The sequence below is a fragment of the Ruminiclostridium papyrosolvens DSM 2782 genome (assembly GCF_029318685.1).
Lineage (GTDB): Bacteria > Bacillota > Clostridia > Acetivibrionales > DSM-1351 > Ruminiclostridium > Ruminiclostridium papyrosolvens.
Map to the genome: position 1 here is coordinate 3,188,394 of NZ_CP119677.1, position 24,038 is coordinate 3,212,431.

Genomic DNA, 24,038 nt, shown 5'->3' on the forward strand with positions numbered 1-24,038 from the left:
CTTAAAAAACTATAAATTTTGTATAATTATAGCAGATTTTATAAGGTTTATCAATTAGTCATTTTTATGGGAATGGTTATATATATTGTAGTTCCTTTACCTTCTTCCGACTCAATGGATATAGAACCTCTAAATTGACTTTTAATGGCAATATTTGCAAAATACAACCCAAGACCTGAGCCATCTTTGCCTTTAGTTGTAACCATTTCGTTAAAAATTCTATCCTTTATCTCTGTTGGAATTCCTTTTCCAAAATCCTGTATAGTAAATAAAATACCTTCGGGCTTCTTGTCGGCTATCAAATTAATTACACCGCCTTGACTATATGCCTGTGTCGCATTTATTACTGCGTTGCCAAGAATTTGAGTCAATGAAGAAATGTCTCCTTCTATATAAGTATCCTCACTAACATTTATAATACTGTTTAGGCTGCAATTGGACCTTTTTAACTCGAAATCCAACAATAGTTCAAGCTTTGAGAACACCTCCTTAACTTCAAATCTTCTATTCTGGTTTCCAATCATACTGGCCGCCTGTTCTTTAACTGCGGTAATTATGTCTGACATATAAACAAGGTAATTTTTTATTGAGTCCTCCCACTTTCTCATGTCAGATACAATTTCCAGATATTCAGAGTACTCCCCACTATTATTCATATCAGTTATCAGGTTCTCTATTTTGCGGGTATGGTTTTTCAGAGCAAGAATACCTCCCGATGATGACATCAGCGGAGATTTCATATTATGAGAAATACCACCTATAAGATTATGCAACGAAACTAATCTTGCCTTTTCAATCATTTGTTTTGCATTCTCTTCCATGAGCTTTATCACCTGCATATGCTCTGTCATGTCATGAAATAATATAAGTATCGCAATATATTGCTCATGAGCATATACATGTATAATTTCTATTTCAAAGTAGCGTACGGTATTATTTATTAAGAATTCCTGCTCAAATTTGGTATTCTGGTGTGTTCCCCCCTTAGAAGTCATTTGGGATATTTGATTTTTAAGATTATAAAAATTGTCATTACTCATGACTTTAGAAAAATCACTCTCATTTTGCTTTATTATTGAGCCAAATTCTCTTTTAAAGTTCTTGTTCATTTCAAGAATTTTATTTTTATAATCTATTACTACAAACGAATCGCTTATGTAGTCTACTATACTCCTTATTGCAATAGGAAGGGTATCAAGAAACCTGTATTTTCTTATTGCAACTGCCAAACACACTGTTGTAAAGCAATAACTCAATGCGTGTATGCTGTCCGGCAATGAAATAGGCAGATTTGAAAAATAGTTCAGATATACCACATAATCTACTGCTATAGGCATGATTATACCTGATACTACAAAAAGTATTTGTTTTGTAAGGCAGTTTGTGTATTTCAAGCTGAAATATACAAGGTATAAAACCGCAAAAGTTGCATAAACCAATTGCCATGTACAATGAACATAATAATAGCTCCCAAACACCATTGTATTGGCATCTGCTGAAATTTCTTTTATAAAAAGCTTATGAAAGCTATTGGTAACAAGCATTACCGTACTTGTTGCAGGGGGAATGCAAATCAGTATATACGTTGCAAGAGAGCTGATTTTGTTCTTTACCAAGAGTATGCAAAGTATAATGAGAGTTGCAGGTAGAATAAATGCACAGACTGAACCCAAAAAGTAAATAAAGTATATTTTGTGTCCCGTAATACTGTCCCATATAATATTTGACAACGCGAGTATAGTCCACATAAACAGTATAAAAATATTCAAAGCGCAGATATGATGCAGCTGCCTTGAATATTTTATACTCTTTATTCTCATTAGGAGTACTAAATGTACTCCTGCAGAAAATAAATAAATTAGTATTTTTATTAGTGTTTCAAGCATAAAAGCTTACCTCTATTTTTTTGCCAGATTAGGGGTATCTCCAAAATTGGCCTTGTAACAAAGCAAATAGTCTGTTGTTACTCTGAAAAGTTCTGCGAGTTTTTTTATGTTTTCCCCTGTAGGCTCAGTTTGATTGGTTTCCCAGTTTGCTATGGCTGTGCGGCCTACACCTAAGACTTTACCTAATTCTTCCTGACTTATGTTATGGATTCTCCTTAACCTTTTTAAACGAATACCAAAGCTTCCTTCTTTTCTTGAATGTTCTACAGATTTTCTTGCTGATTCAACCATAATCAGTATTTCTTCAAAATTTGCTGATTTTTCGCAATACATCTGAATATCAAGATTTTTAAGTGTCTCCAAACCCGGAGCTTCTTCAGCTCTTCCGGTAAGAAGCATAATGTACAGCTCATCATCTGTTTTTCTTATCTTTTCGGTTATTTGTTTTCCATTCATGGAATCAATAAAATAGTCTAAAATCAAGAGGTCGTAATTATTTTCCCTTATTGCATCAATGCCTTCCTTTGAAGTCACAAATCCATCAACAATATATTCGGACGAAAGATTTGCTTTTATTGCATCAATAACTCCCGGTTCATCATCAATAATAATTACTTTGAATTGTTCTTCCATATCGGCCTCCTCACCGTCATGCTTATTTAATTATTATACCGTATTATGACATTTTACCAACTAAAAAAATTGAAAAATTTTTTAATAATTCAAATAATAATATAAATTAGTTTTTTTAGCAATAAAATTTTCATTATTTATGACATTTATTATACTATATTTCCTAATTAATTGTATATTATAAATGTCTTTTTTATTACTCATATTTGTTTATAATGCAATTAATTTAATATAATCCACATATTGACATGTCATATTTAATGACGTATAATGGGTTCAACAAATGATATCATTTAATGACAAAATCAACCAGATACCGAAAGGAGAGTTTAAAATGACACAAGCTTCAACACCATCCCCGTCAGATTGTAATGTAAAAATTGTTATTTACGTTGATACGGCAAAGGCAAGGACAGGTTCAACCCAAGGAGTTTATATGGTAGATAACAGAGCACCTAAAAGCTACAACGAGGGAACCGCCTGTCTGGATACATACTGTAACACTAACGACTATATTTGCTGGAGAATATTGCCTATTGATCCCGATACTCACGATTCAGTTGCTATTACAAGCTTTGACCAATCTCTTGCCTGGGGATACGGAGGACAACCAAAGGCTTCAGATAACACAAACACAGTTTGGGTAGGGAGAGCAGAAAATGCGGGTAGCAATCAGACACCCATCAATATTATTATTACCGAAAGTTATAAAAACCCTGTAACATTAAAAATCAATCCTGTTCTGAATGTTAATGGATAATATTTTAAATAAAGTAAAGGAGGTCACAAGAAATGACTGATACTATTGTTTTAAAAGCCCAGATAAGAGCACAAACCAAGATAGTAATAACAGTGGATACTTCCAGAGTTCTAAGTGGAGATACAAGAGGAATATTCATGATAGACAATCGCGCCGAAGTCGGAAGCAGTAATGAAGGCACTCTGGAACTGAGCACAAAATGCTATGCAGGAGATTATGTATCATGGTTGGTTAATCCTATCGATCCTGATACACAGGATGTAGTGTCCATAGCAGGATTCCAGATTTCAAGCGGAAATGTATTCGGTGGAGAAGGAAGTCCACAACCTGCATCAGATGACAATACTTATTGGATGGGGCGCGCATTTAATCAAGGAACCTCAACATATCAAATAAAGCTTCTTATAAACGGTACACATGTTATACAATGGGACCCTTTTATAACTGCTGTTTAACATTTGAATAAACGTTGTAAATAGTTTTTTGATGATATAAATATTGAATACTTCATAATGGTTAATAGGTTAAAAATTAACTATTATGGAGTATTTTCTTTTTTCTGCCACCGTCTTAAACTGCAAATTGCTTACCCTTGTTTGGCGACGTATTGCCCCTGTATCGGATTTTCAATCTCTTTAGGATACAAATACCTCTGCAATTACTGAAAAGGTTTTTGAGGGCAATTTGAACGACTGTTCCTTTAAGCACTTTTCCGAACAAATTGTGCTATATCCCTATGATTTTGGTGCTGGTTAAAGAGAGGTGGTCGCAGAGCGCCCCGTGCCGAAGCACAACCGCCGGCAATGCCGGCGGTGGAGTGGTTAGGTTTAGGTGGTCGGAATGAGCCATCGTGTGACAGGTAGGTGGTCGATATAGGTTGCAAGTAGCTATTTGTTGGCGTTTAAAAGGTGGTCTTTAAGGTGGCTGTTAAAACCTCTTAAAGATGCTTGAAGCTATCTATTACATTTTGCAACAATATTCTCATTTTTTACTTGCTCATTAGTTGCAAACCGCAACACCTTTGATATAAGTTGTTTTATATATATTACTACGGCAAATAAAAATGCAGTATAAAGTATTCTAAAGTATATTCTCTATCGGTTGCATTTTCTGAATTTTATGTCTACCATCGTGATAAGAAGAAAGGCCACATCAGCCTAAACTGTGTGACCATTTCTACAGTGCATGTTCTTTAGTAGTTAAAATCCCCTTCAATCTTATTCGAAAACCGCTCTTTTTGACTATCCAAGTAGCTTTTCCACTTCTTATATAGACGTGCCTCATTTAATTCTAATGAGCCTAAATCAGGTTCATCAGATGGCATATAACGAATAAAAGTGGCAATAAGCTCTGGATAATCAAAGTCAGCATATAGCTGTTCAACTATACTAAGTGGGTCTGAATAGCTATTTTTATGTTTATATACCCACTCTAATAATAAATACAACCATTTCTCAATCATGATTTCATCATTTTCATCAGTAACTTGATTAGCTAACTTCATTAAAAATGGATAAACTGATTCAGATTCACTCTTATGTAAAGATACTAAATCCATTACTTGCTGAGGGAAATCGTCATTACAAGAAACCTCAGTAATAGCATGTTCAATTGCAGCGTCTGGTGGAAGGTACTTTTTTTCAATTCCGTATAGAATGTCCTTCCATGTTAATTTAACTTGCTTTGATACAAAATCATAATCTACCGATATCGCTAAACCGTCCATTATTTACCTCCCTATTTCACAACTTGATTCGGAATACCATTAATTATACCACCTTGAATAAAGCGTTGATGTGATACCTGTCCATTTGGTTCTAATATGTATTCATATATACCACTTTTTCCATTAAGTTCCCCTTTGGTTTGAAGAAGAGTTCTATTTACTTTATCTCCTCCACGGATACTAAATGTCCTACCTGCTGCAAGTTGCTCTTCAGGTATAAAGCTAGCTGCGAGATGTCCAGGGTCAGATTTTGATAAAGCGGTACCAGTTCGTTCAGCATTAACTATTTCCTTTGCAGCTAGAGAAGACCTATATCTTTCAAAATCTGCAACATTATTAGCAACAGCCTTACCCGTTCCCTCACTACAGTAACTATCCTCATTATATAATTCCTGTCCCAATTCCTCAATTAAAAAATGCAAATAACTCCCAACACTTATATTACTGTTTTTGAATCAATTCTGACTAATCTTTTTGATATGGTCTGTATTCCGTCTTTGATTTCATCATGCCGTAAATTATCCTCACAAGCCGCCTTGCAACGCAAACTAAAGCCTGTGGCTTGTTTTTGCCCTGTTGTACCTTTTGCTCAAAATACTCTCTGAATACCGTATGTCTTGGCTTTCCTGATGATGAAACTGCCACCATTTGTATTGCAAGGAAGTGAAATATAGCATTTAATGCCCTATTGCCATTTCTACACCTTTCATCCTTGCCCTTTCCGGCAGAGCTGAATTGTACGGGAGCAAGCCCCATAAATCTAGCAAGCTTGTCTGAGTCAGGGAAACGGTTAATGTCTCCAATTTCAGATATCAATTGTGCTTCGGTTACAAGGTCAATGCCCGGCATTGTCTGAAGCTTATAGCCTGTTAAAGGCAGTAGCTTCCTCAATTCATAGTCTATTTCTGCAATCAATTCCTTGTTATGTCTGATTTCCTTGACTATATTCTTGACGATAAAATCTCTTTCAGACTGTTAATCTTTCCTAGTGTCCCCATCCTTTTCAATCATGGCTATAATCTCATGGACACGCTGTATTTTCAGTGCTTGATGTACAGGCTTTATGGTTTCGTATATCTTTTCTGGAGTGCTATCCTTCACATGCTCAGGCGAAGGGTAGTTCTCCCAAAAGCATAGTGCACTCTTGGCATCAATAAGGGCAAAGAACTTCCTGTAGGATGGGTATGCGTAAGAAAGCTGGCTATGTAGTTGGTTCTTGTTCATGACATTACTCTTTACAATCAAGTCACGTCTTTTTACAATCTGCCGAATAGTCCAGTAAATATCCTCATGCTTGGCATCCTGCAGAGTGTCTACCATATCTCTTAAAACTCTTGCAACACAATAAGCATCATAGGAGTCGTCCTTGAAAACAATAGGGTTTGAAAGCCTAACCGCACTAGTATAGGCAGGGTTTACATGTTTAACGTCATACCTTCTGCCAACAAGATAAGCAGCCAGATTTCTACCAAAGCCTCTGGTATCCTCAAGACCAAATATAAATTCCTTTGTACCGCATATTCTCCTTACATCCTCAACGAATGCAGGAAATTTGGAAGGTCTGTTTTCAAACTTGATTTCACCAAGCTTGTGCATCCAACAGTCAATGATAACTGCGCAGTGCATGTCTTTATGCATGTCAATTCCAATAAAACAGGTATTTCTTTTTTGATAAATCCTTATCCTCTCCTTTTTCAATGTCTCCACTACTCTCACCGGCAACCTCAATTTAAGAGCGTTAGATTAAATCAGTGACCTACCTGCTGTCATTAACTTAACCCTCGCAAGGGAACGCCAACCTATCTGTTAATAATGTGACAAATTACGTGATATAGGGAATCACGAGCCTTTATTCTGTTCTTCCGTTGCGTGAACTTTTTACTATCCGTAAATGCACTCGCAAAAGTACAAATTTCAATTGTGTGTGATGTTAACTCTGGTGAGAAGTGATTGCAAGTAGATTCTGAGAAAGAGACAAAACAAAAAACAGAGAAGAAAAACATTTATCGTTTTATTCTTCTCTGCCTAATATTTATTTTGATATGCTGTTTTTTGCTAAGATTTCGGGGGAAGTAATTTTCCCCCTTAAAACCCCGGTTGCGTCCCAGTTTACCACAGATAAAAAAGCCTGACAAGGAGGGGTTCAGCATGAACTGAGGGTGCTGTCTCGTTGCTCTTGGTTGGAACTATTTATGTTTAATATGAATCCTCACTCATTGTCAGAAATCTGATGCAAATTATCTTACCCCTGTGTCGCGACGTGTTACCGCTGTTTCCGATTTTTAATCGGTTGTAGGGTACAAATACCCTTGCCAAGACTGAAAAGGAATTTGAGGGCAATTTGACGACTGTTCCTTTCGGCACTTTTCCGAACAAATCGTGCTGACCCCCATATTGATTTTGGTGCTGGTTAAAGAGAGGTGACCGCGGTGCGCCCCTCTCGGATTACATCAGCCCGCAATGCGGTCTGTGGCATTTGACATAGGTGGTCGCAATGAGCGTTAGTGTGTGGGATAGGTGGTCGAGATGGGTTGCAAACAGCCATTTACTGGCTTTTAAAGGGTGGTCTTTAAGGTGGCTGTTAAAGCCTCTTAAAGATGCTGACAGCTATCTATTGCTTTTTGCAGCAATATGCTCTTTTTCACTTGCTCATTAGTTGCATACCGCACAACCTTTGATATAAGCTGTTTTTATGTGTTGTATAGTATAAAGTTGCTACGGCAAATAAAATGCGGTATAAAGTGTTTTAAATTTTTATCTATAGTTTCATATTATTAGACTTATGTCTACTCATATATTTAAGAGAAAGGCCACATCAGTTAAAACTGTGTGACCCTAAATATATTTCTTGTACTCCAAATAGTTTGCATCATCAAAGCAAACAAATATAACTTTCTCAATACTGGTGTGCTCCAATAAAAGTGAAATAATTTTATTTACTGCTACTTTTGCCGCAATATCTTTGGGAAAGCGATATATACCCGTACTAATACAAGGGTATGCTATACTCTTTACATTATGCTCATGTGCTAATTGAAATGAATTTTTATAGCACCTATCAAGCAACTCAACTTCTCCCTTTGTACCTTCATTCCAAACAGGTCCAACCGTATGTATAACAAACTTTGCTTTCAAATAGCCTGCATTAGTTATAACTGCCTCTCCAATAGCACAACCACCTTGTTTATTCCTGATTTTTATACATTCCTCTAAAATTTCTCTTCCTCCTGCTTTATGAATAGCGCCATCAACCCCTCCACCCCCAAGTAAGCTACTATTAGCTGCATTAACAATAGCATCAACTTCAAGCTTTGTAATATCGCCTTTAATTACTGAAATTCTTTTATCAATAGCTTGGCACATAATTTCCATCCTTCTTATATTTTTTGTCATAGAAGAAAAAAGGCCACACCATCACAATGTGGCCTTTTTCAGCTTATTATTGCTTTGGTTCAGAAAAGTCATCTAAATCAGCTTTAATCTGCCTAAGTAAGTCTTCAATGTTATCAAAGTACAAAGTTTTACTTGATTTAATTTTCTCACTTTCAACTTCTCCAACAAAGAAATCATATGTCAAATCAGTTAATACAGATAATGAAGCCATATAACTGTTAATTGATAATGCATACTCTAGCTTCTTACCATTATGAATAACATCACTATCCACAGTAATCTTATTATTTGAACTACTAACATAATCGTTAATAAATTCTCTTATTTGTTGAAACATCTTGTATACCACCTTTTACTTTGTAGTTACATGAGTTATGTTCGTTCCATTTGGTGCAGGCAGAGTTTGCCCTTTCTTTTCCGCTAATTTCAAATACATATCATTCTTTGATTTAACTAAAGACCAACCTAATTCTTCATTCTTTGTGACCAGCAATGATGAATCTACATTAAACTCAACATAATAGTCTCCAGGGTTAGCTTGTTTAATGTACCCTTCTTTTCCTTTTGTCAAAACATTAGTCCTTGGTATCTCTCCTGTTTTAACAAATTGCTCATATTCAGCTTTTGACATCCACTGTCCAACTCTTGATGTCTGAATTTCTGGAACAGCCTTACCCGTTCCCTGATTGCTAAAGTTAAATCCCTTAAAGTCATCTTTGGTAATAAAGCTTCTGCTGCTACTTCCCGCACTAGCACCAAGCATAAATCCAATCAAAGCCACTTGTTCAAGGTTTGGAGTACCAAAACTTGCTATCTCTCTACTTACTGCTCCATTACGCATGTAATCTATAACTGCTAATTCTATTTGTTTTCTTACTGGTATGATAGAATCATCAACAATTTTTATACCATATAATACTTCTGCTTTTTGAATATACTTCTCAATATCAACTGCTACATCATAAGCAACCTCGTATTTTCCGTTTTCCCACTTCTGATTTATTTCTTCCTTCATTCTCTTTAGAACATCTTCATTATTCCCCGTCCCCTTAACATTATTTGTTACCCTCGGACTAGGACTAGAGTTAGCTTGAGGTTTTGTCTGTGTTGTTGATTTCTTAACTCCAGCAGTAACAGTGTTCATTGTAAATTTAACAGCTTGATTTTTATAATTACTTGGGACATATTGATTTTCAGCCATTTTTAACCCAATTATAGCATTCTGAGTTGACTCCTTTTTATACGTGTTACTGATTTTTAGCCAATCGCTGGCTGAAACATAACCGTCTTTTTTCAATTGTTGCCCATACAACATGCCAACTTCAGAATATTGAGGCGTCTTTGCAATATTGGCAGAACAATTTCGTATAGCTGCTGCTTGTGTAGCACACGCTCTTTTTACTTCCGGGTCACTTGTTGTAACATAAATATCTGTTAGCTGAGATATTGCAATTCTAGCACTTTGAATTAAATTTTTGTCACTTTCCTGCCAATGTCCACTCGGATCAACATACATCACCGGCTCATTATGACAATACGTATACAAATTCAAACTCAACGGATCATTTGTGTTACCTGTATAAGTATCCTCACTTAGGAATCTGGCTGTTTTGCTGTCATAGTACCTTGCATTCAGGTAGTAGAGGTCTGTTTCTTTGTCGTACTGGTAACCTGCGTAGGTTATGTTGTTGTTAACGTCTCCCGTCTGTTCTGTTATGTTTCCGAAGGCGTCATAGTAGTAGGTTGCTTGGATTGCTCCGTTTTCTCCTACTAATGCGGTTACGTCTCCGTGGCCGTTGTACATATAGTTCATTGTATCATTTTGAGCAGTTCTTGTCAGGAGATTTAATCCATAGATGTTTCTGGCTGTCTCGTTGCCTTCTATGTCTGTTTCCAGTACTACCTTGTCTGCTTCATATAGGTAATTTGTGGTACGCTGGTTTTCGGTCTTGGTTACCCGATAGCCTTCTGCGTTATAGGAATAGGTTGCTGTTTTCTTTCCTGCTGTGGTTTTGACTAACTGGTTCCAGACATCGAACTTATAGTTGGTTAAATTGCTTGTTGTACTCTGACCTGACTTCTCCAGACTGAAGCCACCTGATACAGACGTGGCAACGGGTTTTACCGTTTCTGCAGTTTTTGATACTATGTTTCCGTTGTTGTCAAACCTGTATGTGTCGGTTATTGTTTCTGCTCCGCTTCTTTTTACTGTTGATACAAGCCTGTTCTGCTCGTTGTAGGTATATGTAGTGGTTACTGAAACCTTACCTGCCAATATGGTTTCTGTAAGCCTGTTTCCTGCCTTGTCAAAGGTATATCCCGTTGTCCTGCCGTTTGGCTCCGTTACCTTTTCAAGTCTGTTGAGACTGTCGTAGTTATAGCTGGTTGTTCCTTTTCTGTCTGTCTTTGTAGTCTGGTTGTGGGCTTCATCATAGGTATAGTTATAGGTGTCTATTACTGTTCCGTCAGCTTTTTTGTTTGTGAGGGTTTTATTTAGTCCGTCCTTGTAGTAGGTGTATTCCTCTTTTGCTCCGTCACTGTAGGTTACGGTTTTTCTGCTGCCGTTGCCGTAATATTCGTATGTTGTGGTCTTTTTGCCTGATATTACTTCATATAGTCTTCCTACTTTGTCGTATACTTTTTTTGTAAGGTTGTGTTTGAAATCCTCAGCAGTTTCAGAGTACAAGCCTCCCCCCTCAGAATTATCATAGGTATATGTTGTTGTACCAAAGCCCGGTGCTTTTTTGGTTGTTACTCTGTTTTCTTCGTCATAGGTTCTGGCAGTAGTCCCCGTTTTGTCAGTCATGGTGAGTTGATTGTCGTTGTTGTCATAGGTATAGGTGATTGCTGCTTCAACAGTTTATATGATTCCTCTTTACAGCTTTCACTGAGCAAAGTAGGGTCTCTCCAGTTCCGAAACACACTTTCAATAGATACCGATTCCTATACACCGAGGGATTCTTCGATGGTGATTTCCAAGTTCTTCCTATATTCTATGGTCTTCGCCCAGTTTACCAAGGCTCGACTTCCCTTTCTCTGTAAACCAGAGACCTTTTTGACGATGCGGCAGAATTCACTTTATGTTACGGTCTGCATTTTCGCTCGCCCTGCTGTTTAGACAGGTACTTTTTTCCCCCACATAGCACATACCATTACTGCTATGCACCGGGATTAGCTAACGGGCTTCTTGGGTTCCTTATTTATTTACTATCAACGAATTAAAAGGGGATTGAAGCTTTATCAGAGGTTTTAACTGATTTTAAAGTATCTGTGGTGTTATTTCATAGCGGAATATTTGTGTGCTCAGTGACAGTTTTATTTTTATAGTTTTATGTCTACTTATTGCAAGACAAAAAGAAAGACAGTCATCTTGTTTGATAACCATCTTAAAATGAGTTTTATGCTTATATTAACCTTTTTTAGGTAATCCAACAAAGATTGAAATATCTATTCCTTTTGTCATTAAATAATCCTGTAATACTACCGACAATACTAAAACAATAATGATAATTATGGAATATTTAATAAACCTAAATGCACCCTCAAATAGAGCAACTTTCATATGTCCATAATAAAAGGCAGTACCCATAATCACTCCGATCAATAACGAAAAAAGTTTGAATGGCATTAGATGATAAATATCTATAGTTTCATCAATCGCTATTGGTAGAATATAACCAATAATATAACCAAGTAAATAGTATTTCCATCTTTGTTTAAAAAAATTCCTCATTTTTTCCACATGTATTCCTCAATTCTTTTTATTTATTAGTGAGAGAACTGCTATTATCCGATATACCATAACCATCCAATGTGATAAAAAATTCTTCTTTTGCTAATTTTTTTCCATTAAGGATAGTCTGTTGTAACATCATACCACTTTCTGTCTTTGTTTCAATAACCAGTGTATTACCTATACTCACCAAAGAAGTCTGAGTTTTTGAACCCCATATTTTAGCGTTTTTTATATTTTTTCCCCATGTCAGCGTTTTACCAGCATTTTCAGGCAAAGACATAACACCTTCTGTCATTGAAAATACACCAATCCCTATCTGCGTAAGATTATATATATCTTCTCCATTATCTGGACTCAACTTAATAAACGCTCTTTTTACAAAATTCCAAGTTTCTTCACTTTCTGACTGTTTCCCACGTATGGTATTTATAGCTTTTTGTAATCCTTCAGCTACATTTCCCCCACCGTCAATCATTAAATATCCACCTGTAGGTACTGCAATTTCACTGGCCAATCCTGCGGTCAAGACGGTTCCACCTGTTGCAACTCCCCAGCCAAGAAGTGCCTCTGTGCCACCACCAACGATTTGAATCAGCCCACCGCCAACACCAGATGTATAATAAACACCTTTTGATATCCATTGCCCTTGAGGTGAACTCATGTTGTTAATCCATGTATTTAGCATTTGAGTATATATGGACAGTTCTGTATCATCTTTTGCATTCATAATACTGTCAATCAACTGATTAAACGAATCCTTATATGATTGTGGCATTTTTTCAAAATCAATGGAAGACATTCCAATTTTATTCCCTGTTATAGTCCCACTATTACCCACGCCCTTACTAGATGCCGCCTCTCCGGAACCTTTTGAATTCACCGTTGTTCCCATATTGGTGCTTGTTTTTGGTGCAACAGGTTTATTCGAACTCTTCACATTTGATAGCTGTTGATTAAACGTATACCTTGCATTATTTGCTGCATATGCTCTTGAATTACTTTCAGTGAAATTATTTGCATAGTGCATATTATATGAATAATTAAGATATGCTAAAGTTGTTTCTCCAGCTAACCCTCTATTACTTCCTCTATTTCCTGCTGGAAGAACATTATCCTTATATTTATTAAGTGCAGCTAAAGTATCCGTACCAAAATAACCTGTTGCTTTAAAAGCTTTTCCGTTTTCACCCTTATAACCAAGTGTAATCAACATGGTCTGTAAATTTCTTACATCATCCCCACTCATTCCTTGCTCTAATGTCCTATGTCCACTCGGGTCAACATACATTATAGGTTCATTAGCACAATACGTATACAAATTCAAACTCAACGGATCATTTGTGTTGCCTGTATAAGTATCCTCACTTAGGAATCTGGCTGTTTTGCTGTCATAGTACCTTGCATTCAGGTAGTAGAGGTCTGTTTCTTTGTCGTACTGGTAACCTGCGTAGGTTATGTTGTTGTTAACGTCTCCCGTCTGTTCTGTTATGTTTCCGAAGGCGTCGTAGTAGTAGGTTGCTTGGATTGCTCCGTTTTCGCCTACTAACGCGGTTACGTCTCCGTGGCCGTTGTACATATAGTTCATTGTATCATTTTGGGCAGTTCTTGTCAGGAGATTTAATCCATAGATGTTTCTGGCTGTCTCGTTGCCTTCTACATCTGTTTCCAGTACTACCTTGTCAGCTTCATACAAGTAGTTTGTGGTACGCTCGTTTTCAGTCTTGGATACCCTGTAGCCTTCTGCGTTATAGGAATAGGTTGCTGTTTTCTTTCCTGCTGTGGTTTTGACTAACTGGTTCCAAACATCGAACTTATAGTTGGTCACATTGCTTGTTGTACTCTGTCCTGACTTCTCCAGACTGAAGCCCCCTGATACAGACGCGGCAACGGGTTTTACCGTTTCTGCAGTTTTTGATACTATGTTTCCGTTGTTGTCAAACCTGTATGTGTCTGTTATTGTTTCTGCTCCGCTTCTTTTTACTGTTGATACAAGCCTGTTCTGCTCGTTGTAGGTATATGTAGTGGTTACTGAAACCGCACCTGCCAATATGGTTTCTGTAAGCCTGTTTCCTGCCTTGTCAAAGGTATATCCCGTTGTCCTGCCGTTTGGCTCCGTTACCTTTTCAAGTCTGTTGAGACTGTCGTAGTTATAGCTGGTTGTTCCTTTTCTGTCTGTCTTTGTAGTCTGGTTGTGGGCTTCATCATAGGTATAGTTATAGGTGTCTATTACTGTTCCGTCAGCTTTTTTGTTTGTGAGGGTTTTATTTAATCCGTCCTTGTAGTAGGCGTATTCCTCTTTTGCTCCGTCACTGTAGGTTACGGTTTTTCTGCTGCCGTTGCCGTAATATTCGTATGTTGTGGTCTTTTTGCCTGATATCACCTCATAAAGTCTTCCTGCTTTGTCGTATACTTTTTTTGTAAGGTTGTGTTTGAAATCCTCAGCAGTTTCAGAGTACAAGCCTCCCCCCTCAGAATTATCATAGGTATAGGTTGTTGTACCAAAGCCCGGTGCTTTTTTGGTTGTTACTCTGTTTTCTTCGTCATAGGTTCTGGCAGTAGTCCCCGTTTTGTCAGTCATGGTGAGTTGATTGTCGTTGTTGTCATAGGTATAGGTGATTGCTGCTTCTCCTATTGCTTTTCTGGTAAGCCTACCATGTATGTCATATACATATACAGTCTGTTTTCCGTTTCTGTCGGTGTTTGAGGTAAGAGTCTCCTGCTCAGATTTATTAAACTTATTAATTTAGTATTCGAAAGTAGTGTTTTTAAGACCATTTTTCAAGCACCATGCATATATGCTCAGACCACTTCGCTTGTATTCCTCAAACCTCTCTTTCGTTTATGTTCCAGAGCTATGTCTTTAGCCATAAAAAAATCCTCCTTACAATATTCATTTTTTTAAGAATATCAAGTTTGGAGGATTTTTGAACTACGTTGCTTGTTCCATCGCTTACAGTAAAAGCCCCCATACACCTGATATTAAATTAGGGATATGGGGACTTTTACTGTTGTATACTTCAATACGCAATATCTGCCATTGACTAAAAGTTGTGTGGTAGTTATTTCTATATTTGTTATTCTTCCGGTTTATAGATACCAGCACAACGGGTCTTTGGACCACCACCATCAAACTGTGTGTCTTTGTCTTCTGCTTGTATTACTTGCAGCATATACACACCAACGTTTTCAGGATGGTCTGTATCAGTAGTACATTCCAAAAAGAACAATAAGTATTTCTTTTTATCAGTATTAACATAATACCACGAACTTGACTTTTTAATACTACTCCCATGCTCAATTGATTCTGTAGTAGCACCATGTACAATCGTTTTCCATGACTCAACGTTTCCTTGGACAAAATTAAACAAATAATCCATTCGTCCGTCAAGGTCTTCTGCTTCATTCAGTGCCTGCTTGGAAAATACCGTTTTTAAAGAATCTTTATCCTTGCTTTTTATTGCTTCAATAATTTGTTCTAACCTAGCATCAGCTTTCCCTTCGTCATTATCTTTGTTTAACATTTGTACTCTTGATTCCCCTAAGGAACAAGAACATAAAAAAAACATACTTACTATTAATAGAATAACTATAATTTGTTTCATCATTTAGAACCCTGCCCTTGTTTAAAAATTAATTTTGCAGAATAATTTTTGTCGTCAAATGACCATTTACTACCTGCACTGTCATAAACACCATTCCATGTATCATAAAATGCTCTATACAAATCTTGTTTGTCAGAAAAGTCGACTGTGTAAGTAGCTGTTAGTTGGCTGGCTTTTACGTTTTGATAATCAGGATTAAAACCCGTCACCCACCATTTATCTGTGCTTTCACGTAGTGGATCATTAATTTTGGGATCAACTTTCCTTGGATCATAAGATATTATTTGTTTTCCGTTATAATCTAATGTTAATGTCATTGGCATAGCAAGACTTTGGTCAACAAGCCAATGTTTCGTAGAGTTACCATTAACCTCCATGTTTTTATATATACCCATTTCTGCTCCTGCACCTAAATTCAAATAATCCCCTTTCCATGCCCACAAAATGTAATCGTTACCTTTATCATCACTAAATGGGAATTTAGCTTTTGCCATACTTGTAGCGTAATGAAAAACAGTATCGTAAAAATCATTATACCCTGAGTACTTAAAGCTCTGAATTGACCATTCCTGTCTAGCATGGTAAACGCCATCACCATCCATGACAAATCCACCCGCATAAAATAGTGCTAATACATCTATTCCTGTAAGAGCCTTCGTAATGTATGGATGTTGAGTTACAAACGCATTAATCGGGTTTCCTATTAACCATTTAGTAATATCTCTTGTTACATCTTCAGGTTTAAGATTAGATAAATATATATTACTAGATGCCGCCTCTCCGGAACCTTTTGAATTCACCGTTGTTCCCATATTGGTGCTTGTTTTTGGTGCAACAGGTTTATTCGAACTCTTCACATTTGATAGCTGTTGATTAAACGTATACCTTGCATTATTTGCTGCATATGCTCTTGAATTACTTTCAGTGAAATTATTTGCATAGTGCATATTATATGAATAATTAAGATATGCTAAAGTTGTTTCTCCAGCTAACCCTCTATTACTTCCTCTATTTCCTGCTGGAAGAACATTATCCTTATATTTATTAAGTGCAGCTAAAGTATCCGTACCAAAATAACCTGTTGCTTTAAAAGCTTTTCCGTTTTCACCCTTATAACCAAGTGTAATCAACATGGTCTGTAAATTTCTTACATCATCCCCACTCATTCCTTGCTCTAATGTCCTATGTCCACTCGGGTCAACATACATTATAGGTTCATTTGCACAATACGTATACAAATTCAAACTCAACGGATCATTTGTGTTGCCTGTATAAGTATCCTCACTTAGGAATCTGGCTGTTTTGCTGTCATAGTACCTTGCATTCAGGTAGTAGAGGTCTGTTTCTTTGTCGTACTGGTAGCCTGCGTAGGTTATGTTGTTGTTAACGTCTCCCGTCTGTTCTGTTATGTTTCCGAAGGCGTCGTAGTAGTAGGTTGCTTGTATTGCTCCGTTTTCTCCTACTAATGCGGTTACGTCTCCGTGGCCGTTGTACATATAGTTCATTGTATCATTTTGAGCAGTTCTTGTCAGGAGATTTAATCCATAGATGTTTCTGGCTGTCTCGTTGCCTTCTACGTCTGTTTCCAGTACTACCTTGTCAGCTTCATACAAGTAGTTTGTGGTACGTTCGTTTTCAGTCTTGGATACCCTGTAGCCTTCTGCGTTATAGGAATAGGTTGCTGTTTTCTTTCCTGCTGTGGTTTTGACTAACTGGTTCCAAACATCGAACTTATAGTTGATTACATTGCTTGTTGTACTCTGTCCTGACTTCTCCAGACTGAAGCCCCCTGATACAGACGTGGCAACCGGTTTTACCGTTTCTGCAGTTTTTGATACTATGTTTCCGTTGTTATCAAACCTATATGTGTCGGTTATTGTTTCTGCGCCGCTTCTTTTTACTGTTGATACAAGCCTGTTCTGCTCGTTGTAGGTATATGTAGTGGTTACTGAAACCGCACCTGCCAATATGGTTTCTGTAAGCCTGTTTCCTGCCTTGTCAAAGGTATATCCCGTTGTCCTGCCGTTTGGCTCCGTTACCTTTTCAAGTCTGTTGAGACTGTCGTATTTATAGCTGGTTGTTCCTTTTCTGTCTGTCTTTGTAGTCTGGTTGTGGGCTTCATCATAGGTATAGTTATAGGTGTCTATTACTGTTCCGTCAGCTTTTTTGTTTGTGAGGGTTTTATTTAATCCGTCCTTGTAGTAGGCGTATTCCTCTTTTGCTCCGTCACTGTAGGTTACGGTTTTTCTGCTGCCGTTGCCGTAATATTCGTATGTTGTGGTCTTTTTGCCTGATATCACCTCATAAAGTCTTCCTGCTTTGTCGTATACTTTTTTTGTAAGGTTGTGTTTGAAATCCTCAGCAGTTTCAGAGTACAAGCCTCCCCCCTCAGAATTATCATAGGTATAGGTTGTTGTACCAAAGCCCGGTGCTTTTTTGGTTGTTACTCTGTTTTCTTCGTCATAGGTTCTGGCAGTAGTCCCCGTTTTGTCTGTCATGGTGAGCTGGTTATCATTATTGTCGTAGGTATAGGTGATTGCTGCTTCTCCTATTGCTTTTCTGGTAAGCCTACCATGTATGTCATATACATATACGGTCTGTTTTCCGTTTCTGTCGGTGTTTGTCCCCATGCTTCCGTCTGCCAAATAGGTGTACTTTTCTGTTTTGGCCTCCAGATATGTATATTTCCCCGGTGTGCCTATTCTTCCCCCTTGGTCTATTTTTCTGATAACCTTATTTGCAGCGTTGTACTCATAGGAGGTGGTGTTTCCGTTTCCGTCGGTCTGGGTTAGCTTGTTTCCGTTCAAATCGTAGGTATAGGTTGTTTTCTCAGACTTGGGGCTAATTACCTCTGCCAATCGGTTAAATTCGTCAAATCTATATGTTGTGGTAATATTCCTGCCGTTTGTTTTGGCTATGATATTTCCAACATCATCGTAGGACTGGCTTGTTGTATGGCCCTCCGGGTCTATTGTTGCAATAAGTCTGTTGTTTTTGTCATATATGTAGCGGGTTTCGTTGCCCAATGCATCTGTTGATTTTATCTGTTTACTGTTTTTGTTGTACTCTAATTTCTGTATTGTGGTGTATGCATCTCTTTTTTCTATGAGTCTGTTTAAAGCATCATAGACATTGGTGCTTGTATTCCCAAGCCAATCGGTTTCAGAGGTTTTGTTTCCGTTGGCATCATAGGTACAGGTAGTTGCTTTTTTCCTGCCCCCTACTGTTGTTTCAGCAGCTACAAGCCTGTTTAAGCTGTCATATTTATATGTTTTTAAATTACCGTTTCCGTCAGTCTCCGAGTATTTGTTCCCATTCAAGTCATAGGTTGAATGCGTAGTTATGGCCTGAGTATTATCGGACTTTTTCTCTGTATGAGAAAGCTGTCTCCCCTGATTATCGTAGGTATAGAGGTCAACCCTTCCCATTGAGTTTGATTGTTGCTTCAGCTGGCCCATTTCATCATACTGACTTGTTGCCGTCATTGATGGGATGGTGCTGTCTCCCGGTGCAGCTGTCTTTCTGACTTTCCCCAGAGCGTTATATTCATATATAGTAGTATTGCCGTTTCCGTCAGTTTGCTCAAGTATTCTGCCTGCAAGGTCATAGGTAGATTGCTTTACTAGCTTTGGCGCAGACGAAGCATTCTTTTTCAAGCTTACTGAAAGTATATCCCCTGCATCGTTGTATGTATACAGGGTTTCCACTTTGTTTGCATTGGTTTCAGATATCTTTCTTGCCAATCCGTCATATTCATATCTGGAAGTAAATGCTAAAGCGTATTCCTTTGCTACAGGGTCTTTTGAGGTTATAGGCAGGTTTGCCAGATTGTAGATATATTCAATACCGTAACCTGTATTTATTTTTTCTTCCTTTGTAGTTCCTGTTCCGGAGTCATATCCCGCCGCATCCAGTTCTTTTATAAGATTGCCCGAATTATCATATTTGCAGGTTTTTGTATATATGGTTACCCACTGTTTTGTGGCAGCATCCGAGTATATATCTTTTTTTGCCACAAGTCTGTTCATTGTATCATAAACATATTCAATTCTGCTCACGTCGTAAATGCTTTTTGTGCTGTTGTAGTTTTCAGGTGTTACTTCTGTTATCTTTCTGCCTGCTAAATCGTATTCATATGCTGTTGTACCGTTTTGAGCATCAATTGCTTTAATCAGCAATCCCCTCTGATTATACTCATACTTGGTAATACCGCCCTTTGCATCTGTTTTTGTAAGTGGATTTCCGTCCCAACTATAAGTTGTGGAGTTGGTTATTGTTACGGCTGTACCTTTTTCATCCACTCCGGGTTCACTTTGGGACAGCTGTCTGTCCAGTGCATCATATTCATAGGTGGTGATTACCTTGTTGGGGGCTGTCACAGTTTTTGTGTTACCATTCTTATCATAGGTGTAGGAGGTTGTAAGTACAGTGTCAGTATTGTCGTCAAAATCTTTTCCGTACAGATCTCCTGCTTTTACATGTTGTTCCTTTTTTTCCAATTTCCCAAGATAATTGTATGTATAATCTGTTACAAGCTTATTTGTTGCATCGGTATATACACTTTCTTTTATAACATTTCCATCATCATCGTACAGGTATTCCGTCTTTCTACCCTCGGAATCCCTTGTCCCGCTGATGTTACCGTTTTTGTAATACTGATAGTTTGTTATTGCAAAGCTTTCAGGTATTGACCAAAGGATTACCTTGTCTTTGCCTGATTTCACCGCAGTTTTTCTTCCAGCCTTGTCATATTCCGTTTTATTATAAGTGTACAGTGTGTTTCCGTTGGAAACCTCAAAGGGAGACCATTGCTCCGTCAACCTGTCAAGACCGTCATATTTGAAGTATGTACTGCTTCCATTGGCTGCAATCTGTCTGTTGATTGTTCCGTTTGCATTGTATATTGTTCTTATTCTGGTACCATCAGGATTCTGCTGTTCTACCAACCTGTCAGCATAGTCATATATGTAAACTGTGACAGCCTTGTCTTTGGAATTTTGATATTTTGTTTCTGTTTTTTGTGTTTTTCCATCCTCTAAGGTCGCATAACTATATTGGGTAAGCAGTACTTCCGGTACCGATGAATTATCTCTTAGGTAAAGTTTTAGTGGTCTGTCCAGAACATCATACTCATACCTGTACATTGCACCGTTGGGTTTTGTTTCGGTAAGAAGGTTTCCATATACATCGTAAGTGAAGCTGGTTTTATCGCCCAATGCATTGGTTGCTTCCTTGATTTTACCGCTGTCATAGTATTCGTATTTTGTTCCTGCGCCATTGTCAGTGTATGTATCGGTTACTACATTGTCCTTAGTACTGTCATATTGGTTAGGAGCAATTTCTTGTATTTTTCTTCCAAGAATGTCAAATACGATTCTTTGTGTTTCATTTTTTGAGCTTACTGTTGTCGTTTTAATTAACTGGCCGTTTTTGTCGTAAGCAAATTCTGTTCTGTTGCCCTTCGGTGTTATTTGCGCGGTTTTCCAACCTATGCGGTTATACTCATATGCAGTAACTTTTCCTGTTTCCGGGTCAGATACGGTTTTTACATCTCCGTAAGCGTTGTAGGTGTATGTAGTGGTATTGCCTTCCGCATCAGTTTCACTTTTTAATAATCCTTTTGCTGATGAGCCTGATTCTTCTCCTGTATAATATTGATAGGAGGTTATTGCAAAGCCTGTATTGTTTGTACCGTCATATACGTCTAATCCGTTAAGGGGTTGTACCTTCTTTATGAGGTTTATTTTATTTTCATCGTACACATTGTAAGTTGTTTTTCCTGACTCATCCACTTCTTTTGTTACATTGTTTTTTTCATCATATTCTTTTAATTGGATACTTCCGTCAGGATTGATAATTTTAGTTACATTACCTCTGTTATCAATCTCATACTGAGTTTTATTTCCATTGCAATCGGTTTTAGATTTTACATCACCGTATTTGTTTTTGCCTCCACTTTGGAAATACTCTGTATAGCTTGATTTTCCATCAGGCTCCTGTATATGCGTTGTAAAAAAGGAGGAGTCAAACCAGTAAGAGGACACCCTTCCATTTATATCTGTAATGGTAGTTTTTTTATTTGTCATGTCATAGGCATATTTTACCGTATCTCCCAGTGAATCCGTCGCCTCTGACACCTTGTGCTGGTTTTCGCCTTCTGCATGATTATATGTAATTTTTTCAACTATTTTCTGGTTATGGTCCTGTATCTGATTCACATATCCCCATGTATCGTAAAAGTACCTCATTTTACCGCCCATAGGGTCTGTAACTACTGACAGTCTGTTTTCAGAGTCATACTCGTATACTACCGCTCTGTTTTCAGAGTCAGTTATTTTTTGTACCAGTCCGTTTGCTCCATAGCTGACAGTAAAAACCCTGCCCACTGTGTCGGTTATTTGGGTTATTTTTCCGCTGCCGTCAACAGTTATGTTTATTGCATTACCGTTTCTGTCCTCCATTTTTACTAAGTAACGGTTTGTATTAAAGGTATACTTATATTGGTCTTGAGTAGTCAATGTATATGTACCGTCTGCATTTTTAACAAATTTGCTTCTGGATTCCTCCGGCTCGTATACATTACCATTTAACCTGAATCGCTCAACGCTTCCGTTTGGAAGTGAGACATCCACAACTTCCGTTCCTTCGACTCTTCCGGTAAACCCAAAAGTCCAGCCTCTGCCAAATTCTTTGCTGATATCACTTCTGGAGTTGTAGGTACGTGCTATGTTTACCTGAAAACCCGGTGCAGGAACACTCATATCGTTTACTGTAACCGAGAAGTTTCCTGATGCAGGATTCACACCTGATTCACCGTAATGAAGCTTCTCTTTTATTTTTGCAAGCTGATCCATGGTGTACCAAGTGTCAACATTACCGCCCTGCTGTCCTGCAGGAACAGTACTGTTGTCATTTCCGGGGCCATCGTATGTATCCGGTTCCGGTTTTGTGTTTGTCAAAGCTGCAAAGGCATCCACCCTTCCACCTGCGGAAACCTTTCCGTTTAGGTTATTGCAGGCTACCACGTTTTCTTTTATACGCTGTGAAATCTGTGTTATGGTCAGATTTGGCACATAACTTTGCAAAAGTGCTGCAATACCCGTTACAAAAGGAACGGCTGCCGATGTTCCTGTGAAATAATCATATGTGTTTCCGGGTGTAGTACTTAGAATATTCACTCCCGGAGCCGCTACATGTATTTTGCTGCCATAGCTTGAATATGGGGAAAGTACTCCCTTGCTGTCTATAGAAGCTACCGATAATACATTTGGAATGTCAAAACATGCCGGGTATACCGGGGATACTGCAACATCTGCGCCTCTGTTTCCGGCAGCACATACGAACAGGATGCCGCTGTTTGCCATAGTATCCTTCAGAGCAAAATTGTCATCGGTACCGCCAAAACTGCAGTTTATTATTTTGACACCCATATTCATAGCATATTCTATTGCATCAATTGCATCACAGGTGTAGCCCCAGTTGCCGTTAATGAATTTTAATGGCAGTACCTTTACTTTTGGTGCAGTACCTGAGATTCCTTCACTGTTTGCTTTTGCTGCAATTATTCCTGCAACATGAGTTCCGTGAAAGTCTAATGTTGCATCGTCATATACGGTATTGTCCGAATTTACGAAGTCCCATCCGTTAACATCGTCTATGTATCCGTTGTTGTCATCGTCTATGCCATTCCCCGGAATTTCCTTAGTATTTACAAATATGTTGTCTTTTAAGTCATTGTGCGTGATGTCCACACCCGTATCCAAAAGTCCTACTACAACAGTGGAAGAGCCCTGAGTAAGATTCCATGCGTTTAATGCATTTATATCCACTCCGCTTCTGCCGGGTTGCCCTTCTGTTTCCTGTCCCTTGTTTTGCAACCCCCATTGGTGCTCAAACATCGGGTCTGACGGAGCAGACATGATATCGAGTTTGTAGTTTGGCTGTGCATACAAAACATTAGGGTCTTTTTTTAACTCTTCAACTACTTGGGATATATTATCCTTTGCGTCTATCTCCAATAAATCAATCTTGGTTTTTTCAAATTTCTTTTTTAAATTAACCTTTTTGAGCTTTGCGTTCTTTTTCAGGTTAGTTTTAATCTTGTCCTGATTAACACTGTTTTTATATTTAACCAGAATTTCAGTTTTTTCATGGTGAACCGTAGTAACAGTTTTTTTGTCAGCCTTTTCATTGCTATTTCCTGCTGCAAAGCTTAGTGACGGTAAATATACAAGTACATTTGTAATTAATAATGCCATAACTAGAATTCTGGATATTGCGATTTGTATTTTTTTCACTCAAT

General features: G+C 37.9%; 14 protein-coding genes and 2 pseudogenes. 3 read left to right on the forward strand and 13 right to left on the reverse strand.

The features are described from left to right. Window positions 1-50 precede the first annotated feature (50 nt). Window positions 51-1,886, reverse strand: a complete 1,836-nt coding sequence (locus P0092_RS14300; RefSeq protein ID WP_004622610.1) for a sensor histidine kinase — start codon at window positions 1,884-1,886, stop codon at window positions 51-53. 12 nt (window positions 1,887-1,898) lie between these two features. Further along, a complete protein-coding gene (locus P0092_RS14305) occupies window positions 1,899-2,519 on the reverse strand; it encodes a helix-turn-helix domain-containing protein (protein WP_004622609.1) in 621 nt (206 codons plus the stop codon). 334 nt (window positions 2,520-2,853) lie between these two features. On the opposite strand from P0092_RS14305, the gene P0092_RS14310 reads away from it, so the two are divergent. Further along, complete coding sequence (locus P0092_RS14310) at window positions 2,854-3,279, forward strand: hypothetical protein (RefSeq protein ID WP_004622607.1); 426 nt, start codon at window positions 2,854-2,856, stop codon at window positions 3,277-3,279. A 32-nt stretch (window positions 3,280-3,311) separates the two neighbouring features. Beyond that, window positions 3,312-3,734 (forward strand): hypothetical protein, encoded by a 423-nt coding sequence (locus P0092_RS14315; protein WP_004622606.1) that lies wholly within the window; start codon window positions 3,312-3,314, stop codon window positions 3,732-3,734. A gap of 737 nt (window positions 3,735-4,471) precedes the next feature. Here P0092_RS14315 and P0092_RS14320 read toward each other — a convergent pair. From P0092_RS14320 to P0092_RS14330, 3 genes and pseudogenes are all read right to left on the reverse strand, one after another. Further along, window positions 4,472-5,005, reverse strand: coding sequence for a DUF2247 family protein (locus P0092_RS14320; RefSeq protein ID WP_004622603.1), 534 nt, complete (start codon window positions 5,003-5,005; stop codon window positions 4,472-4,474). Between the two features lie 11 nt (window positions 5,006-5,016). Further along, window positions 5,017-5,406, reverse strand: coding sequence for a hypothetical protein (locus P0092_RS14325; protein ID WP_276186940.1), 390 nt, complete (start codon window positions 5,404-5,406; stop codon window positions 5,017-5,019). A gap of 64 nt (window positions 5,407-5,470) precedes the next feature. Then, window positions 5,471-6,643: pseudogene (locus P0092_RS14330) on the reverse strand (IS110 family RNA-guided transposase). Between the two features lie 856 nt (window positions 6,644-7,499). Between P0092_RS14330 and P0092_RS14335 the strand changes: the two are divergent. Further along, window positions 7,500-7,661 carry a hypothetical protein gene (locus P0092_RS14335; protein ID WP_158498428.1) on the forward strand — a complete coding sequence of 54 codons (162 nt, stop codon included), beginning with the start codon at window positions 7,500-7,502 and terminating at the stop codon, window positions 7,659-7,661. A 179-nt stretch (window positions 7,662-7,840) separates the two neighbouring features. Here the strand turns inward: P0092_RS14335 and P0092_RS14340 are convergent, their stop codons facing one another. The 8 genes and pseudogenes from P0092_RS14340 to P0092_RS14370 form a co-directional block, all read right to left on the reverse strand. Beyond that, window positions 7,841-8,398 (reverse strand): O-acetyl-ADP-ribose deacetylase, encoded by a 558-nt coding sequence (locus P0092_RS14340; protein WP_276186942.1) that lies wholly within the window; start codon window positions 8,396-8,398, stop codon window positions 7,841-7,843. A gap of 46 nt (window positions 8,399-8,444) precedes the next feature. Then, on the reverse strand, window positions 8,445-8,735 hold the full coding sequence (locus P0092_RS14345) for a hypothetical protein (protein WP_004622599.1): 291 nt from the start codon (window positions 8,733-8,735) through the stop codon (window positions 8,445-8,447). A gap of 15 nt (window positions 8,736-8,750) precedes the next feature. Continuing rightward, window positions 8,751-11,204, reverse strand: coding sequence for an RHS repeat domain-containing protein (locus P0092_RS14350; protein ID WP_004622597.1), 2,454 nt, complete (start codon window positions 11,202-11,204; stop codon window positions 8,751-8,753). 603 nt (window positions 11,205-11,807) lie between these two features. After that, a complete protein-coding gene (locus P0092_RS14355) occupies window positions 11,808-12,140 on the reverse strand; it encodes a hypothetical protein (RefSeq protein ID WP_004622596.1) in 333 nt (110 codons plus the stop codon). A gap of 19 nt (window positions 12,141-12,159) precedes the next feature. Further along, a complete protein-coding gene (locus P0092_RS14360; RefSeq protein WP_479692166.1) occupies window positions 12,160-14,877 on the reverse strand; it encodes an RHS repeat domain-containing protein in 2,718 nt (905 codons plus the stop codon). After that, window positions 14,878-14,955, reverse strand: a pseudogene (locus P0092_RS22160) (hypothetical protein); the annotation flags it as partial. A 253-nt stretch (window positions 14,956-15,208) separates the two neighbouring features. Next, entirely contained in the window at window positions 15,209-15,739 is a 531-nt protein-coding gene (locus P0092_RS14365) for a DUF5104 domain-containing protein (RefSeq protein WP_004622710.1), read from the reverse strand. Next, window positions 15,736-24,033 carry a S8 family serine peptidase gene (locus tag P0092_RS14370; protein ID WP_276186944.1) on the reverse strand — a complete coding sequence of 2,766 codons (8,298 nt, stop codon included), beginning with the start codon at window positions 24,031-24,033 and terminating at the stop codon, window positions 15,736-15,738. The genes P0092_RS14365 and P0092_RS14370 overlap by 4 nt, the downstream gene beginning before the upstream one ends. Window positions 24,034-24,038 lie beyond the last annotated feature (5 nt).